This window comes from Butyrivibrio sp. AD3002 (genome assembly GCF_000420905.1).
Classification (GTDB): domain Bacteria; phylum Bacillota; class Clostridia; order Lachnospirales; family Lachnospiraceae; genus Butyrivibrio.
In genome coordinates, this window is sequence record NZ_ATVV01000017.1 from 1 (window position 1) to 19508 (window position 19508).

Sequence of the window (19508 nt, forward strand, 5' to 3'; positions counted from 1 at the left end):
GCTTCTAAAATATATTTAACCTGTTCTTCATTTGGTTTCTGATTACTGTACTTACGAACAGACTCTCTTGATTCTATAACTGTCTTAAATTCCATCTATAAATCTCCTTTTTTGCTTTGTTAATACAACTCCTATAACAGATATAGAAATTCCCCAAAGAACCCAAAGGTCCAACATAACATAGCAAATTTCATAAATGGTTTCCTCCTTCATTTGAATCATAATTCATTATACGGGCTAATTTTTTTAAATGTCAGTAAAACTTTTTCATAACACAAAAAGACCAGCCGAAGCCAGTCTAATTGTTTTAGTATCTTTTATGATATGTTCAAACATGTCAGCATCTGTTATAGTGATCAGAGACAGTCGAGAGCCTGGGATCTATTCTAGATGTGATCCCCTAACCGAGCCAAACGGCTGTCTTTTTAATTTGTTTTATCTATTGTCTTAACATAATGTGTTGCATACAGCTTCTCTATGTATTCATTTCCGGTTTTGCTAAACCTTAGCTGTACTGTAGATTTGTTTTTCCTTCCCCACTGCTTATAAAAAGTAAAGCTTGGTTTCAGGTCATTCTTCCCAGCGTAGCGCTTCATTTCTTCAAGAACACCTGCTAACTTTTTCAGGTTAATCTTACAGAATTTTTCAAGATATGGGATCTGGCCATTACGCCATCTCTCATAATCCTCTTTTGACAGGATATCCAGATCCATAAGAGTCTGTACTGCTGTAGCGTAGCCAGTATTATTTACCTGCTGATACATAGAGCTGTTTACTCTGCTAATAAGTTGTGACTGATTCATTGTTTTTCACCAAGATACTTCATAAGAGTTTCAAGCCCCTCCATTGGAACACAGAATGTTCCATCTCTGTGAATGCATCCCTCATGAACTGCGTTTATGTCAAACCATCTGACCTCATCAACCTCTTCCTTTTGAAGAACGAGGCTGTCAATATCTACCGGCTTTTCATACACATAAACAAAAGCCACTTCATTGTCATTAAAGAGTTTTCCGTGGAACTCCATCTCATATTTGATGTGGAACTTCCCAACAAAAGAAAGATCTCCTTCATTTGCTCTTATCCCCAGTTCCTCATGAAGCTCTCTCTGAGCTGATTCAAGCGGATCATCACCTGCCTGGATATGTCCCGCAGAAGAAGTATCAAACATCCCGGGAAAAGACTCTTTTTCAGCACTTCGCTTCTGAAGAAGCACTTGATAGGCATCTTTCTCTTTTCTTACTATCCATATATGTGCGGTTCTGTGAGGAATACCCTTTTCATGGGCTTCGCTCCTGCTTACAGTTCCCCCTGTAGGGATCCCGTTATCGTCTGTTATATCAAAATATTCCATTGTTCTCTCTTTCAATCATTCCTAATAATCTGTACTCCAATTCTAAGCGGTCACAATAACAATTCCATTATAAACCATGCTTCTGCTTTTCCAATTAAAAAGAACTGGAATTATCACTAATCCCAGTTCGTGAAACTTTTAGAAAGGAGCGCCCGGCTGATCTCGCGTATCCCCTACCAGACATATTTTGCACAAAGGCTACAGATACCTACTATACAGAGGATGGATCATTACATTCAGCATCTGCAATCGTGTCAAAAACAACCATCAGAAATCATCAAAAGTATCTGGATCAAATCCAGCATCCTCAATGGCTTCCCTACGTTCATCCTCATCCATAAACTCTATTTCGTCTCTAAGTTCCTCTTCTTCATCAATCTCATCATGAACCTCTTCCGAGAATAATGTGCTATTAATATATGCAGTTTCGCCAGCATCTATTTTCCCATCATGGTTCAGATCAAACGGTCCATTTCCAAATAATCTATCAAAAGGTCCTGTCATAACATACTCCTTTCTGATCAGTGATGATCATTCCAGTAATCTTCAGCTGCATCATAAGCCTCGTCTTCATCTTCGTAGTCGTCCTCATAATCATAAAATTCCTCATATTTATCATCCGCAAAGTCCTGTGCTGACTTATAACTATGCACATCGTATGGATCATATGACTTCTTAGAAGAGGATTTTGAACTGCTTTTCTTTGTTGTTGATTTAGAGCCAGAATATTTTGAAGTGCTCTTGCTCGTTGATGATTTACCCGATGAAGTCGATTTCTTCGTGCTATTACTACTGCTTTTACTAGTAGACATTGTTGAGCTTGTCTTTTCAGCATGAGTTGAACAATACCTGGTTCCATCAACTACCTTGCTAGTACATTTGCTATTGCTACAAGTATGCTTGGAACAATAACTGCTATCCTTAGATGCATATCCCCAGCATCCGCTGTAAGCACATGCTTTATATCCTTTTTCTCTTGCATACTCAGCTGCGTGTCTGTCACAGAAAACCGTCCCATTAGGAGTATTCTCGGCTTCACATCCATTGTAACCACATCTATCATATGCATTTGCTGTAATGCCACTGTACGCAACGCCTGTAAAAAAAAGGAAAGTTGCTGCTATTGCCATAATCACTGTTCTCTTCATAATAATTACCTCCATCTCCGGTTAAAGAGCTTCTAACCTACCTTAAATATATCTCTTGACTACTTCAGGATATATATCAGCTTTTGTAAATATCGCGTGACTAATTTGCTGTTCCTGATGATTACATTCTGCCACATATGCTATCCAATAAAAGTCACTATATATTCGTACGTCAGTTTGTTTTTTGCTCATTAACCAGTGGGGAAGCGCATTATACTATATTATTCATTTTAGCTTTCAAATTGTTTCTTAGCCTCAAGAAGCTCATATACCATAATGGCTCTATGGCAATGTGTTAGATTCAACTTTAGCACTTCTTTTTTCCTGGCTCCTTTGTCTGACAGCATTTCGATTTCAAATATAAGATTATTACAGATGTCATCCAGTTTTTTTATTAGATAATCAAGCATGCTTGCCACTAGAAGTTTCTCTTTTTCGATATCTGCTCCTCTAAGAACTAACTCTCGGCCATCAAACGAGTATTTTCCGTTACAAACCTCAAATTCTTCAACTTTTTTATCTTTTTTCTTCTTTCCTTTCTTTCCTATTATCTTAACTAATGTTTTAGCCGAATACTTCTGAAGCACGTCTTTAGCTTCCTTTGAGCCATATAATGTTATGGCAATATGGAAACCAAAAACTGAATACTCGAAGACCTGAAGAGATGATTGTTCTATTACATCGTTAGTCTTTATAAAAGGACAATCCATACCATATCCACATATCATCTTATTGTCCGGCAGCTGGAACTGTAAAGACATTAGTTGCATTTTTAGTCTGCTTTTTGCATCATCATCATCTTCTTCATCCAAAAGATTAAAAACATTTCCGCGCACATATGTATACTCTTCCTGTGACCCCAACGGCAATAATGAATTATACTCATACAGATTTACAAATGGTTTAAATTGCTTACTTCCTAAAGAAAAACCAAATACTTCCTTCAGCAAAAGTATGATACTTTCCGTATAATCCTTAAAAAGAACGAATGCTTTCTCATTATCTACTACAACCTTCAGATACTGGCTTGAAGGATAATGCGATACCAAAGAAACATTGTCATCACACATATACAAGTGATCCAAAAAGCACTCTATACCCTCGTTAATTTCTTCATCACTTTCTGCATCATCGGTATAAAGCTCTGCAACAGTACGTCTTTGCTCAGCAGTCAAGCTCATTTCAATCTCATTCCAATACATTACAGGATTTGTATCATATTGGTTTTCTAATAAGATTTCCAAAGCCCCATGGCGGCTGCTAAGTTCATTGCATTTTGAAATTATTTTTTTGCTTACCAGGCATTCAATATCATATTCTAATTCCGGTTCTTGAATAGTAATATTCCCGTTTTTCTCCAAAAACGTATCCAAAGCATCTACATATAATTCAAAATAATCCGATCTGCTACTTCCAGTGCCAACCCGTTCCCTTGCTTTCCAAAATTGAAGAATATTATTTACCATATCCTCAGAGTGTAGGTTATTCTTGTTTAGAAGCTCCAGGAATAATCTAGAATCAGAAATAGTCGGCAACAATTCATAGAATTCTGTGTCTAAAACATCCAATTCATAGATATTTCTTGCTTCAGCAATATTGGCACGGGATACTACAAACCCTTTTTCTACCCATGTGTTCAAAAGCTCATCATAAAGTTGTCCTTCTTTCAGTTCTAGGGAGTTATCCATAAACAGCTTTTTAGGAAGTTCAATGAAAAACTCACGATCATCAGCCTCGATAAATGTATTATTCATCAAAAGTATCGGTATTTCCTGTCGCAGATCCTCAAGGCTATTAACTCCAAAGTTTTCATATACACATGCAAGAATATCTTCAGCTTGAATATCAATAGGAGCCAGCTCATCTTTATGTTCACCCGTATAAGCTGCCAGAGAATATAGCTCACCTATTTGAATTTCAGTTGATTCTTCTATAGGAGCATCCACACTGATTATTTCTCGCTTAAGCAGCTCATAATAAGGCATGAAGTCAAAATAACCTTTGCCCACCAGATATTTCTTATAGTGTTTTACAATGCTATTGGGAATTATCAGCTTATCATTATCCAAAATGTCATTAATGTCATCAGCCGAAAAATAAAACGCCAAAGAATATTCATCACAATCAAAGCAAATGGCTTTTGTCATATTAGCAATATATGATGATTTCCTCTTCCCAGCCATACTATCCTTGTAAAATCTTTTCCAAAGTTGCCACTTGGAGTAGTGATTATCAATCCCAGTTTTGGCAGTAATCAGATTAATCCTATTGCTAAATGATTTGTCACATTCTTTTTTATACTTGACTTCAAGCTGTGAATAATAGTAATTCCAATATTTTGATATATGTTCAAAAAAGTCTCTGGACGAATATGTTTTAATTTCCGGCATCAGCTCACGTCTATGCTTCAGTTCATCCAAAAGGCCCCAATTATTAGGATCTAGTAGTTCAACAAATTCCGTAGTGGGGACTGCCAATTTATAAAACACTTCATAATTAGGATCCATCAGTTCAAACCATGCTCGCATATGCATGTCTAACATGTATACATTGGGGTTTTCACGTATTTCCCTTAAACTTCGCATTTTAAGACCAGCATTTGTTCTGCATGGAATATACTTTAACTCCTCCAAGCATGACTCAAACAGCGGAAACTCCCCTGAAAACGTAGAAAGCAACGTAACCGGAACATATAAAAAGGCATAATTTGAAACTTCACCTATATACTGTTCTGTGAAGCTATTAAACATTTTTTCAAAAACACCGCCAAGCCCCAAGGCTTTCATAGCAATACTCTGATTCCATTCTCCTTCTTTTGTCTTATCAAATGCAAAAGAAAAGACATCTCGCCTATTGGCTTTTGCTTCCAGTGCCGGGACATTTATATGTACCGCTCCTCCAGTTGAAATATCTGTAGGAAGCGTGATATACAGTCTTCCATCCTTTATTGTTACTTTTTCATTTTTCTTTGTTACTAAGACCGGTCTTTTGATAAACCTGACTTCAACATGCGCAAACACGCCATCAGAATCAGTATTCTTTTTCTTTTCATATCTGTTGGACTTAGCTGATATTAGGTTAAGTTCCGTCATGAATCCACGATTACTAAAAAATTGTTCTGATTCCACCCAGTTATCATCAACTGATGACATTTCTTTGCTTATAGGTAGTACCTTGTATCCTTTTTTAGCACCGTTTTCATATAAAACCATCTCATGCATATTGTGTAGGAATAGCGGTAGCATATTATAGTCATTTGTTGCAATGTCCACCATCCTGAATGCATTCAGCAAATCCTTATTCTTAGCAAATAACCATTGCAAATAAGAGCTTTCGATTTGATTATAGAAATGCTCAATCATTTCATCTGAACGAAATCTGAACCTAAATGCAGTAAGACTATCAACTGTTTTTTTACCATTTCCTATTCGTCCACTGTCCACATAGTAGATTGCCTTATCAATCTCTTCCTTGGTAACTTGGACGATAGGGAATCTACGCCTTAGACCTTTTTCGTCAACAACATCCTGATCATCAGCCAGATCCTGCATTATTGCCTCGACCTTGCAATTTTTATCGTTGTATATGTTTCCGACTTTATTATTTGTCAACTCTTCAAATAAAGCTTCCGGATCAACTCCAATTGAATCATCAAGCAAAAAATTAAATCCATTACTATCAACAAAGACCTGATCAAACACCTTGTAAACGTTTTTAAAACCTATTCCTTTATTGCCTGTATATTTATCTCCGTCCTTCTCTTTATTGGAATTACCTATGGATATTAGCGCAAGTATATCGCTTGGCAAAAAGCCATGACGTTCTTCCTCTTGACCTTTTACGACCTCAATATGCTTCTTTTCCTCATATACCAATGTCATCCAAGCAGCGTCATCGTCCTCATCAATGCATATAACAGCATTACTCCCTGGTGTAATGAAATCATTGATATTTTGTAAAAGCTCATTACAGACATCACCTTCTTTTCCAACAATCTCTCGGTAATTATTATTATCAATAAGTGAGAAAATTTGGTATGCCTGTATTGCCTTAATTGTCCCTATATTTCGTCCAAGCTTTCCTGTTTCATAGTTGTTTGCTTGAACTTTAGCATACTTGTCCCTTACATTCTGAATAAACTCAGTCGACAACATAGTCTCTGAGTCTATTGCATCACTTAAGAATTCTTCTGACTTTAACAAGAGATATCCTGTTGATGGGAGCTTTATAAATGTCCTATTAGGCAAGAACTTAAAATAATCTGGATTTACCACACAGTTATGGTATGTTCTTTTAAACTTTTCTAAGCCAATACTTTTCTCATCTTCTGTTAAATATCTTCCTGTTATCGCTGTTAATACCGAAACATGCTTATCATTACATGTAATTATGTTTTCCTCTGCAGGATTAATTATTTCAGCTATTGATTCAGATATATATATCAAATTAAGCTTGAATTCATTTTTCTTTCCTGCCCCATGCCACGCAAAGAATCTTAGCCTCTCCCATTCAACACTATTTTCTTCACTTTCTGCCTCTTGTGGGCAATTAACCACTTTAGATGAATTAATATCCTGAACTTTATTAAACAGATTGCTTAAATGAGTATTTATCCCGTCGTTGCCACGAAGATAATTCAAATAGTATGTTCCTGCTATCGTTATTTTATCTTCGAGGGTAACTCTCTCATCCGACCAATTCTCAATCAAGGCTAATATTTCATCCACATTACTGATTTCTTTACCAATTAATTGATCAATGACAGAATCATTGTATTTCTCATCGGAGTTCTTAATCACGCCAACACGAATAGTGCGACTAATATTCTCGTCGTCCCTCTTCATTTCATATGAATTTATAAGGTTTGAACTAGTAACCCATATGACAGGAGAAGCCTTCTCTGAACAATCAAACGGTACCCATTTATTACGATTACCAAAGAATTGCAATCTAAAATATAGTATCTTAGAGCCGCATGCCCTTATAACATTCGTTTGTTCCTTAGTTAATTCGGCAATATTCTTAAGACCATATGCAGATATCCACACTGTTTCTGATAAAAACCTTTGTGTAAACTCCTGCATATAATCAAATTTCTTCTCCGCACCACAAGCCTTCATCTCATTAGATATTTTCTTCTGAATTGAAGAGCTTTTCATGACTTGATCCCATTTCAAGACAATGCCAGACTTGCCAATATATTTCTGAAATGCCACTACCTGATGTGATCTAGGATCCTCCTCATCATAAATGAATCGATGTAGTGTTGGATGCTCAACTTTAAAGTGTTTCCAATATACATTTCCAGTTTCGCAATCAAACAAGGATAATATTTTATCCAATATTTGAAGCGTTCCAACACTAACAAGCTCACTGGTATCAATATTTTCAAATATTTTAAGACATTCAAACAATGCTCTTGCCTTATCAGAATTATTATTATTAAAGGTAGTAATCTGATCTTTTGCAACAGCTGCATACTTACTTCCGCCATGTGGATCAAAATTAAAATCATCATCCAGATAAAATGCAAGAGTCTTATAATTGTTCCCTATGCTGTTTTTGGAGGTAGGAAGATAGTTATAGATACTATCTACAAGCTCATTCTCAGCAACATATTCATACCAATCTTTTATTACTGAATTGTCCGGATTCCATACTTTATCCAATAAAAACATATTCCATGCACTACCGCTCTTAGGACATGATCTGTTATCTTCCAAGTCAAATGGCATCTGAAAAATGAAAGGCAAGCTGATATTTAGAGATGTTGGTAGATACGTATACATATGCCCACTAAAGGCAGACACATCTAATGCACTAATGTTATCATTTGTCTCAACGTCCTTTATCCCATAAATAATTATGGGCATTGTTTTCCCTATTGTCGTGGCCTGGGCATCTGTTACGTCACCATATCTGCTTACGATAATATCTTTTCCAAAATCCAAATACTTAACCATGCCTACAAGACTCAATTTATAATCCTGCGGCAAAGCATTTATTGTTCTAACGCTAACTTCATTGTTTTTTATCCCTTGTCCTGAATGATATTCCATTGATCCCACGCAATAATGAAGCTCACTATTATCTGGGTTGTCCCACCAAACCTTACTACTATTTGCAGCATCCTTTATTTCGTGTGTATTGACAATGCGTATAATCTCAGAAGTGCTCTTATTTGAAAAAATCATAACGAGCTCAGTAAAATTCCTAGTAAAGAAAATAGAATTATTTCTGTATAGCTTCACTGGATCTTTGGCGCCATAGAAATCTTTCACATCCTTTATAAGCTCATTCATTCCAGCCGAAATATGTCTCTCCTGATTTCCATCACTTGTAAGTACAATTTCATCTTTCAACCTGAGTTTAAGAGTAGTGCCAGATTCTTTCTTAGCTTTTCCCATATAAATAGGCTGAAACATGTTGGCCTCGTCAACATTGTACTTAAAATGATATCCGCCACTTTCGATTTCGACTTCTTTGAAATATACAAAAATGCTCTTAAAGCCACGTCCCTTTTCGCCTATGGTATTCGTAGCCTTATCAAAGTCAGTCATTTTATTTGTTTCATTTATGCTGGATAACGAGATAATGTCATCATAAGTAAATCCATTCTCCGGATAACTTACAACTATTTCACTTTTTACCTGATCAAAAATCATAGTTAATTTATTGACATCATCTTTATACTGACAATCATCAGCATTCTGAATCAGTTCATTTATAAATCTAAGGGCATTATCATTGAATTCGGAAAGGCTCTTTTGGACTTCAGTTTTTATCGCTTGATTCTTAATATCATTTCTTGTAGATATAACAAACAAAAGCTCCTCAGCATGAGCTTTCCAGTATTCATTTACTCCATACGGTAATTCAGGATTCTTCTTATAAAGATTTCTTATTGTGTCATTAAAATCATTATTTATTCCACTTTCATTCGCATCTGTCTTTTTGTTTTCCCTAAATTCAATGCTTACATCTACACTGTTTGCAGATGCAGAATACTCCGAAAAGAATTGTTCTTTATCGGAGTCACTATATTTGACTTTGGCATTTAACACTTCTATACCGTATTTCTTCCAGAACTTCGCATATTCCGTTTTGTATGACGGCATTTTTTCAGATATTTCCGGGATATAAAAATACATTCTGTAGAATATATCCCTAAGAAACTCCTTGGTAATATTCATAAACTAATCTCCTACGTATCAGTTGCACTTCTTAAGGACGTCTACAAGCGGCGATAGCGGGACATATATATCCTCAAACCGCTCTCCTACTGACTCCTCAAACTCTGCAGCCGATTTACCATTAGTGTTTCCTGTATTGCCCACTTCTTTATAAACTGCTGTATTAAAGGCAATTTGGAACTCATCATAATACATGTCTCCCGTTCCCCTTTGCCCATCATGATCTTCAAAATTTGAGAAGCACTCAAACAGTTGTTTTGAAGCAACAGCTTTAAAAAAATCATCTTTTACTTCTGAAAGGTCAGCATCATAAACATCGTTTTTTTCATCGTGACTTAAGAGGCCCATTTCCTTGAATGGCTCAACAACATCTTCTATATATTTTAGGAATAATGGTCGTAAATCCTCATCTTCCTTAAAGTCTCTGTCAAAGAGTTTTGATGCCACTTCTCTCTTCCCTACACAGTGTGCTTCTTCACGAATAGTTTTAAGTTCATCATTTGGTATCGTAAACAATATCCTGCGCATTTTCTGAAGAATCTCTTCATCATTGTAGCCAGGAACGTTTCCAATTTCCTCATCAATCACATCTCTTGATTGCTCCTGATCTTTGGTATTACTTTTCTCTTTTCTTAAATATTTAAGGTAGGAATTCTGCAGCGCAGATAAATCATTTTTATACTGTTTCTTTGACTTTTGTGCTGCATTTTTCCACTCTTCCAGCACCTGTTCCTGAACTCCTTCGTTCGTTTCTCGAAGCACGTCAATCCCACAAATGCCTGCAGTACTGTTTATTATGCGTATTTTTTCAAATATGATTTCATAGTATGTATGAATATCATTGTCAACATTACAGATCAGATTAAAAACTAAAGGGGTATGTCTCTGCCCATTTCTATCTATTCTACCTATCCTTTGCTGCATGATTGATGGTGAGAATGGCAGATCATAGTTTATTATTACCTGGCACTCCTGCATGTTCTTACCTTCTCTACACACATCGCTGCATATCATAATTGAATCACAGGAATCCTCGATACATGTCTCTTTAAAATCATTTATGCTCCTGTCAATCTCCTGCTTCGTATTATCTCCTGTTGCAAGAAACAGCTTTATATCTTCATACTTTGAGTCAAAATGTTCATAAATATAATCACATGTCGCTATATAATGTGCGAAAATCACGATATGCTTTTTCTTCATAGCATATCCATTTTCTTCAGTAAGCTTAGTATTAACAACGACATCTAACTGTTCAAGCTTTGAATCCTCCACCCTATTCTTATCAGCAATATACTCCTCACCATATTTTCTCAAGTCTTCTTTATCCAGGAATGCTGTTAAAACTCCCCAAACAGCTGGATCTTCCGTGTTTCTACGCATCTCACGTATGCCATCATAATCATCTTTTTCAACCAACTCTAATATGTCTGTTTTTACTTTGGAATAATATGTATCTGTAATTTCATTATCAACAAAAATTGAATTAATAAACTTGCTCGGGGCTTCAACAAGCGTTTTTGCAAGGCAAGGCATACTGCTACAACCTTCATGCAGATATACCGCAGACTTTGTTAATGGATTGATATTATCAACATCTTTTATAGCGTTATACAGTTTCCTCTCTGGCTTATTCAGATCAACAAGTACGGATTCAATTCTAGGCTGGAAATCCAAGCATTTTGACACTGATTTGGTACTCGATGTTATGGAATACTCCGGTGTGAGTAACTCTATTTCGTTTTTTAAATCAGCCATCTTATTAAAAATTGGCGTTGCACTCATGAAAATCCTTCTCTTTGCCCTTTTGCTTATTTTCTGCAACGATTTATACCGTCTGCTATCAGTTTTTTCTTTAGTGAATGGATTTTCTGTATACTGATTCCTAAAGTTATGGACCTCATCTACAACCAACAGATCATATTCCGTGTCATCATCCTCTATCTTAACCAACTGTTGCCAGCTTTCTGCATATACGACAATTTGGGCATTATAACTCATTCCCAAGCTGGTAGAATATGCATCATATACCCTAAGCATAAACTTACTCTCGAGTTCTTCTTTCCATTGGGCGCATAATGCTGGAGGAGCCAATACAAGTATTTTGGGAGAATGAACATCTGACAACGACTCCTTGATCCATGTACTGTTTCTATCAGCATTTATTAGTTCGGAAATAATTATTCCAGCCTCAATAGTTTTTCCTACTCCGACCTCATCTGCAATATACAAGTCTCTATCTGTATGCTCAAAAAACTCAAAATATGGCTTATACTGAAATGGTTCAAATATTATTTTGGAATTAAATAGTGCATATGGAATCATTGTTCTTCTCCGTAAACGTTCTTATTTTGTCTTAATCAAAAGCCAAAAATAGGGGAGGCATCGCTCCCCTACTCTTTTGTTTTAAATTATGCCTTAATCCTCGCCCCATGAATACAGCTCATCAATCTTTTGCTGTAAAGTACCATCTTTAGCATATGGCAACGCGTCTACCTGCTTAAAGTTATGCTTTGTAATCTTGACTTCATCATCAAATCCCAAAATATAACTAGTAGCTATCTTATAAATGATCTCGGTTGGTGCCAATCCAAATACCTGCTTCTCAAAAATATGCTTCAAACGAACACTTTTGTCCGGATATAGCTCCTTCATCTTTTCGCTCTGATATAACCGCTTAACAATCTCGGTTATATACAGTCCCGACTTCATATACAAGTCGATGAACGTCTTATCAGGCATATCAAAGCATCCCGGATTCTCTTCCTCAAGCATATCAACCATTTTCTTTACCATATCCTTAGGCGTAAAGATCTGATTAGTTTTCTGAGGCGGAATATAGTCAAATATGTCCTCGACGCTCTTCTCATCAAAGTAATCAGCAAGTTTTTTCTTGAGAGACAAGAATTCTTTTACAGAGTCATCAAATACAACTGGGTCGAAGAGATGCCCCTTAAACTCCTTTTCCTCTCCGGTTTCTTTATCAATATACTTACCACCATCTCTAAGAAGTCTGAAGTCATCTAATGAAATGCTGGTAACTTCCATAAAGACTTTGTCCGGGATAATCTGATCAAAAGTAGCAAGTGTGACACTCTCATCACCATACGCCATAAGGAATGACGGTATTGTTCTTGAGAACCCTCTCAAATGGTCTCTGATACCATCTTCAACCTCATCTCTAACACGTTCTCTGATCTTGGTCTCAACAGTATCAACAGTTTCCTTTCTGGATTTTTGAACAAAATCGTCCACTACATTATTAAGCTCTTCCTTAAACCTGTTATCAGCCTGTTCCTGCTTGGCATCAAATTCTTTATTTATCTCTTCAGTTGTCTTTCCGGTATCATGCCTTGACTGTAAAGCCTCACTTCGCTCCTGCTCAATAATGTTCTTCTCAATCTTGTACTCAGTAACCGTCTTGTCTACCATTCTGTCAGCATCATTAGTAAGTCTTGCCTCGATTTGTCTTTTATCCGAAGCTCGCATATCATCGCCATAAGTCTCTTTTGTCTTATTAACGATGTCGCTTACCACTGCAGCATGTACAAAATCTTTAATCCTATTGGCAACTTCATTCTGCGCTTTAGCAGTACTGTTCATATCAATGACAAAATCATCGGTTTGGAAATCAACTCCATCCTCAAAAATCTTATCACCGAAAATCTCTGCTGATCTACCAATAACATATTCATCAGAAAGAGTCACTTCACCGTTTTCATCTAATGATAGTTCCTCCTTAACCTCCTCCGAAAGATTGACCTTCCCTGTAGGTTCTTCAATAGCCTCAAACTGCTCTATTATCTCTATAATTTCCTTAGGCGCAGAAAAAATATTGTTTATATTCTGGAATAAGAAATTGCTCATAAATCCACGGCGAACAACCTCAACAGACTTAATCTTTCGTGGAATAGTAAGTACTTTTTCCGCATCAAGTTCAATCAACTCACCATTTTCATCTTCGCCAATAACCGGAAAGAAATTCAGTAATTCCCTAATATTCTCCTTCCGTTCTTCAACACTTCCTCTCCCTGATACCGTATGAGTAGAAAGATCATTAGCAAACTCTTCAAAGATAATCAATGTACGTGCAGGGTCAAAGTCGAAAACATATGCATTCTCTTTTCTCTCATAGCTTGCACCCTTCTTAAAAAGACAGGGGTTCTGAGCTCTAAAAGCTGCCTGCATATACAATGACGGTGATTTCATATTGCTAAGCATAAGTACAGCTGTCCATTCCGGTATAGTAATACCTGTTGTAAGCTGACCTACCGATACAGTAATAGTCTTCTCATGATTCTCTATAGCCGTAACTACCTTGTCGTAGGATTTTTTATTCTCATCATCATCATCTATTTTTCCATCCCCTGCAGCCAAAACCACTTCATAATCCTTAAAAACTGGGTGATCATGCAATTTCCTAACAAGTGCCTTTGCACTGTCTACCCTATCCAGAATCCAGAAAGTATGGTTTAACTCTGCTCTAAGTTCCGGAGTCGAAAACGGAAACTTTTCCTGAAGAGTAAGGGCATCCAGGAATTTATCAACGGACGAATCATACACAAATTTTCCATTGTTTGTCTTAAAAAATTCATTCAGATCAAAAGCATATTCCTCTGTCTCACCATTAATCTCAATTCCCTGTGATAATTCATCCCTGATTATCTCTGACATCTGATAAGTGTATAGATTAAGCTTTGGTAATACAGCATATGGATTTTCTTCTTCAGAAGAAACATCCCAATCTCTCTTTCTTCGCTGCTCATCAGCATATGTGTAATTAAAGATTGCATCTGCTTCAAATTTATTATTAGCTAATGCCTTAAATGGCGTTCCAGACAAATGCAAAGTAAACTTTCTCTTTATTTGGTCAAAAGCAACATCAGTTTTATAAGTATCTACACCTTCATGCGCCTCATCAATTACAAGGACATCCCATTCCATGCCTTCTTTTTTGCTGAGTTCTTTTAGCTTATCATGCTGACCACCAAAATAAATGGAGCCTTTCATATCCTGCAAGCTCACAAACTCTATCTGCTTCTTTAATCCATCACCTGAATTCATCTGATGAACATACTCTGCACGAGTCAAAACGCCTTCTCTGTTCTTTAAAGCATCAACCTCGCTAACAAACGCAAACCCAGACTCTGTTCCCAGAAACTTTACATAATCCGAATACCAGGAATTTGCAATTGCAGGCCTATTAGTAACAATAAGTACCGTATATGCTTCTATTCGTTTTATAAAATCATACACAGCTAATGTCTTCCCGAATCTAGGCTTTGCATTCCATAAGAATTCACCATTCTCATGACTATTCTTATAATCAATAGTCATATCAACAGCATCTATCTGCTCTGCACGAAGCCTGTATGGAATTACAGTTTTATTACTATAGACAATTCCATGGTTTGAACGAAAATCATTAAACATGGATCTAGAGTCTTGTGGAGAAATGAAAAACCATTCATTTCTATCTTCTTCATCAAAGTACTCATTTCCTAGGTCTTGCGGCTGTTTTACATTCTTCTTGCGCATATATGCATGGAAATCATGATCCTTGAATGCTATTCCTGATCCATCATCAAAAATCGCATTTCCTTGCCACTCCTTCTGAGCTTTGACTCCAGCAGTATGGGTTTGCTGTTTTATTCGAACATCCACATCCTGTTCGGTATATCCAATCTTTATGTAGCCATCGTGATATGTAATACCTGGAGTGGTATAAGCATATATCATTGGTACTACTTTTTCAGTTGATTTTATATTAGGCTTCAACATTTATACCATCTCCTTTACATTAGTTTCGATGAATTCCACCTCTTCTGGTGAAAGATCATATTTCTTATAAAGTTGTTTGTCTATTTCCGGAATAGACTTATCCCACTTTATATCAGAACCCAAACCGAAATCTTGAAGCGGAATCATTTTCCACACAGGTTTGTTGCCGTTTTGAGTTACTTTAAGAACACTTAACAGCATCCGAGCAAACTTTGTTTTAATATATTTTCCAGCCGCTTCCGCTTCAACTGCAGAGGTAAATTTTCCAATACTTATAAATGTCTCTGTATTTCCTACGTTCGGGCCCTCTATCAACGGCTTACTAATAGTTTCTCCAAAGGAACCATTACCATTAGCCTGTGGAATAAGCACTTTATAGAATTCTAAATTCTCTACGTCATTAACATAATCACGTCTGATCCATTTATAAGTTCTCTTATTATCGTCTCTACCAATAATTTGTATATATGGCTTTCCATCATTCGGCTTTTCTTCAAAAAACACCATTGGAAGTCTTTCAAAGATATTGGAAGCCATGTCATAGTCATGACCTTTACTAAGCCTTCCTATGTTCTTTCCATTTTCATCCTCTTTGTATCTAACATTCGGATAATCCTTATGCATATTCTCCGTCAACCTATATGACGTCCTAGAATAGACTATATTAGAAAAGCTAACAAAATCTGGTCTTGATGTAACCTTGTGTGCAACTGAATTAGCCTCTGGATACTGAGCAAATGCCTGGATAGCGCCAAACTCTTGATTGTTATCATGATATGTAATAGCAATACCACCTTTAATTGGGGTCGATAGTCCTGGAAAGATTTTGTCACTATCGGGCTCATATTTTAAGACTTTAAAATGCTCATCGTTCAGCATTTTCTCATTCCATGCTTTTGGAGTACTTCCGGCATTGAACAAAAATCTTGCCGGGTGTATTAGCTCAACCTTTTCAGCTATTTCATTAGCCGCATCCATAAATAGGTTATATACGGGAGGCGCATAGTTTTTTAATGAACCATCTGCATTTGAAGATGCCTGCTCCTGTTGATATGGTGGATTCCCAATACAAAAATCAAATTTCATAACTCTTCACCCCTAAATAATATCTGTTAATCTTATTCCATCGAAGCTCCAATACTGAGGTCCAGAATATATTCCTGATGGATTTAATTTCCCTCTTCTAGATTGAATCTCTGCTGTAAGTGGTGATAATCTCCACTTCTTCCCCTCAAATTCAACTTCTTTATCATTTACGACATGTGCCCTAATTGATGGATCATCAAAAAACTCTATGTCCAAACCTATCAATTGTAGTTCCTGGAACGATAAGCCTCCGCCTACCTTAGTCTTGAAGTTGTTAACCTTACGCATACTATCCGGAATAGGCAATACTTCATCAAGTAAATACTTAATAAGCCATTTTCCTCTGTTCTGAATGGATTTCTCATTCCATTTCTCATGATTAGTAATCTTTGTCTTTGCTATCTGAAGACCGGCATTTTCTTCATAAATCTTCTTTTTATCTTTAAACAGTTTCTGTCCCAACTCCTGATTATGGCGAATAAGAGTAAGATTACCTATGTTATGAACATACTCCTGATGAATTGTTTCGTATTTTTCGCCTAATTCAGCAATCCAAGCATCGTTTAGTTTCTGTGGCATAATATGTTCTATCTGAAGATTGTCGTCCTCCAAATTAGGGCGATTTTTAGTTATCTTCTCCTCAATCAGGGCTAAAATGAATTTGCAGTACTTGAAATTATAAAAGTTCATCGTTTCAATGTACCTTGAAAGCTCTACATCATTAGGCAATCTCAAAGTACTTTCCTGATTAGCAACAATTTCAAACATCTTTTGTTTCTTGTCTGGAGCTTCCACTAATTCAGGAATATAGTTAACCAAAGCCGGGAAGTTTTTATTCTCAGCCTGTGTTATTCCAAGTATTCTTCTTCGTAAGCAATATATTTTAAAAACATACAGAATGTCTGCCGTATCTTGTTCATTCAATAATTCTTTTTTCCAGTATCTTAGCAATACCATAAAAAAGGAATACGCAGTCGTCACATTCAGTCTAATAATGTCATGAAGCTCTGCATCGATAACTTTATTCCCTGTTTCTCCGCCAGGAACAATGTATGAATAAATCTCTGCGCACTCAGATAGTTCAAGCAAGAGTTCTCTAGTATCTTGCTTTGAAAAAATACTTTTAAATATACTGTACAATTCCTTATAGTTATTCTCTGAAGCCTTATGATATGCCCTTTTCTCATGAGCCTGCATGAAATCCCTAATAAAATTTGAAACCAACCCAGGTATTCTGTTTTCAATATTAAGCCAGTACTTGCTATAAAGCATACTTTGTGTATCGGCATCAAGACCTAGTAACAGATAATTTCTAACCAGATCCGCAAGTGATAATGGCTTTCCCAAAGAGTTCATAGACTCAAAAATCTCCTGAGGATTCTCCCAGGCATTCTTATCTGGCTGTAATTCAATTGTAATTACACTAAACTTATTAAGTCCCCTATCTATAATGTCGCTGAGATTAACACCATCTTCTTTGTATTTCTTAAGTATATTTTTAAAATACTGATAATTCCTATATACAGCTGAGTTTTTTTCTCTTGTAGTCATCTCCTCTTCAAGAATAATCTTCTTATATGCAACCCAGTCTGTTTCAACCTGTTTAAGCTTTATCTTGTATTCACTATCTCCTGCTACATTATTATTTTTGAGATATTTTGAATCAACATAGTTACTCATATCGTTATTGTCCAAGATATCGCGAAGCGCTACCAGAAAAAGCATCGTAGTTGTTATACGTTGCTGTCCATCAATAAGCACTAATTTATCTGGCTGTCCAAATGTTGATTCCGTCTGAAAGAATGTAATGGAACCAAAGAAATGCTCAGCAGTTATTCCTCTTGAATTAGACTCATATGTCTTCATGACATCTGCAAGAAACACCTTACATTGCTCGTCAGTCCATTCATAGTTTCTTTGGTAAGGCGGAATAAAAAATGTTACATCATTATTTGATAGCAAGCTAAGTAGTTTGCTTTCCTGTGGCACCATTTATGTTCCCTCCTTAATACTTCTAAACGTAATTTGCTTATTACTTTGCCAATCGTATATTACACAATCCATTTCTTCAGGTTCTGTATCGTTAATACCTTGCATGAAGTCAAAAAATGTAATTTGCTTATACTCTTCTTGCGGTTTTCCAAAAGGAACTGTCCCAGTAATACCATCCATCTGCCATATATTCCAAACAATAATATTGGTCACCTTCTTTAACTCTGCATTGGTCGGAATACGATTCCATTTGTATTGCATATAATCAACAAAAGTTATCAACAGATTAATACGTGCTATTAGTAAATTATCCCCCTGAAACTCATATCCATATACGCTTTGAAATGCTCTTAGAACCCATTTCATCCACTCTTTTTCCGTGACTGTATTCTCATTTATTACTCTTAGCTTTCGATCTAGGATACCAATTCTTCTTGTTACATCAATCTTGTCTCCCGTTGAAGCATCATACCTCGAAACAATGTACGGAGCTTCTCCACATGTTATTTCCAATCGTTTGGAATCAACATATTTTTGCCAGTCACTTAACCCTTCAAACCTTACTGGTTCGAGAACAGGTTCCCATCCCTGTTCACTTTCGATATTAAACACGTTATCTCTTCCAAACCATTCTTTATCACAATGGTTATTCATTTTGTTACAAATCCAAGAGGGAGTAAAAACTTCAGCTTTCTTACGCGTTCTCTCCATCTGCTCCTCTGCAGCTTTCGAAACACGAGGCTGAATTAATCGCTCCCCAAGTACTTTTAATATATCTTCAGTTATTTGAGTTTTCTCCGTTATCCCTGCGTCAAAGTCTGAATATGTATTAGTCGCAAAAATTATATTTTTACCGGTAGTCCTATCTTTTAATAGTTCCTTAAGAACACAATTCACCGGATACTCGCCAAGACTGATCAATTTGTCTGATGACATTCCGAGCCTCTTTTCCTG

10 protein-coding genes are annotated in these 19508 nt (G+C 36.4%); all 10 read right to left on the reverse strand.

The window, feature by feature from the left end:
• Positions 1-425: 425 nt before the first annotated feature.
• A complete protein-coding gene (locus G596_RS0112490; RefSeq protein ID WP_022762182.1) occupies positions 426-803 on the reverse strand; it encodes a hypothetical protein in 378 nt (125 codons plus the stop codon).
• Positions 800-1354, reverse strand: coding sequence for an NUDIX hydrolase (locus tag G596_RS0112495; RefSeq protein WP_022762183.1), 555 nt, complete (start codon positions 1352-1354; stop codon positions 800-802). The genes G596_RS0112490 and G596_RS0112495 overlap by 4 nt, the downstream gene beginning before the upstream one ends.
• 267 nt (positions 1355-1621) lie before the next feature.
• The gene (locus tag G596_RS0112500) at positions 1622-1858 is read right to left on the reverse strand and encodes a hypothetical protein (RefSeq protein WP_022762184.1); all 237 of its coding nucleotides are present in this window, start codon (positions 1856-1858) and stop codon (positions 1622-1624) included.
• Positions 1859-1875: 17 nt separating this feature from the next.
• On the reverse strand, positions 1876-2502 hold the full coding sequence (locus tag G596_RS0112505) for a hypothetical protein (RefSeq protein ID WP_026671315.1): 627 nt from the start codon (positions 2500-2502) through the stop codon (positions 1876-1878).
• A gap of 230 nt (positions 2503-2732) precedes the next feature.
• Positions 2733-9695, reverse strand: coding sequence for a hypothetical protein (locus G596_RS0112510; protein WP_022762185.1), 6963 nt, complete (start codon positions 9693-9695; stop codon positions 2733-2735).
• An 18-nt stretch (positions 9696-9713) separates the two neighbouring features.
• Positions 9714-12020 carry a helicase-related protein gene (locus tag G596_RS0112515; protein WP_022762186.1) on the reverse strand — a complete coding sequence of 769 codons (2307 nt, stop codon included), beginning with the start codon at positions 12018-12020 and terminating at the stop codon, positions 9714-9716.
• 93 nt (positions 12021-12113) lie between these two features.
• Positions 12114-15476, reverse strand: a complete 3363-nt coding sequence (locus G596_RS0112520) for a DEAD/DEAH box helicase family protein (RefSeq protein WP_022762187.1) — start codon at positions 15474-15476, stop codon at positions 12114-12116.
• Positions 15477-16562 carry an Eco57I restriction-modification methylase domain-containing protein gene (locus tag G596_RS0112525; protein ID WP_022762188.1) on the reverse strand — a complete coding sequence of 362 codons (1086 nt, stop codon included), beginning with the start codon at positions 16560-16562 and terminating at the stop codon, positions 15477-15479.
• Between the two features lie 12 nt (positions 16563-16574).
• Positions 16575-18554, reverse strand: coding sequence for a DUF262 domain-containing protein (locus G596_RS0112530; protein ID WP_022762189.1), 1980 nt, complete (start codon positions 18552-18554; stop codon positions 16575-16577).
• Positions 18555-19490, reverse strand: coding sequence for a hypothetical protein (locus G596_RS0112535; RefSeq protein ID WP_022762190.1), 936 nt, complete (start codon positions 19488-19490; stop codon positions 18555-18557).
• Positions 19491-19508: the final 18 nt, after the last annotated feature.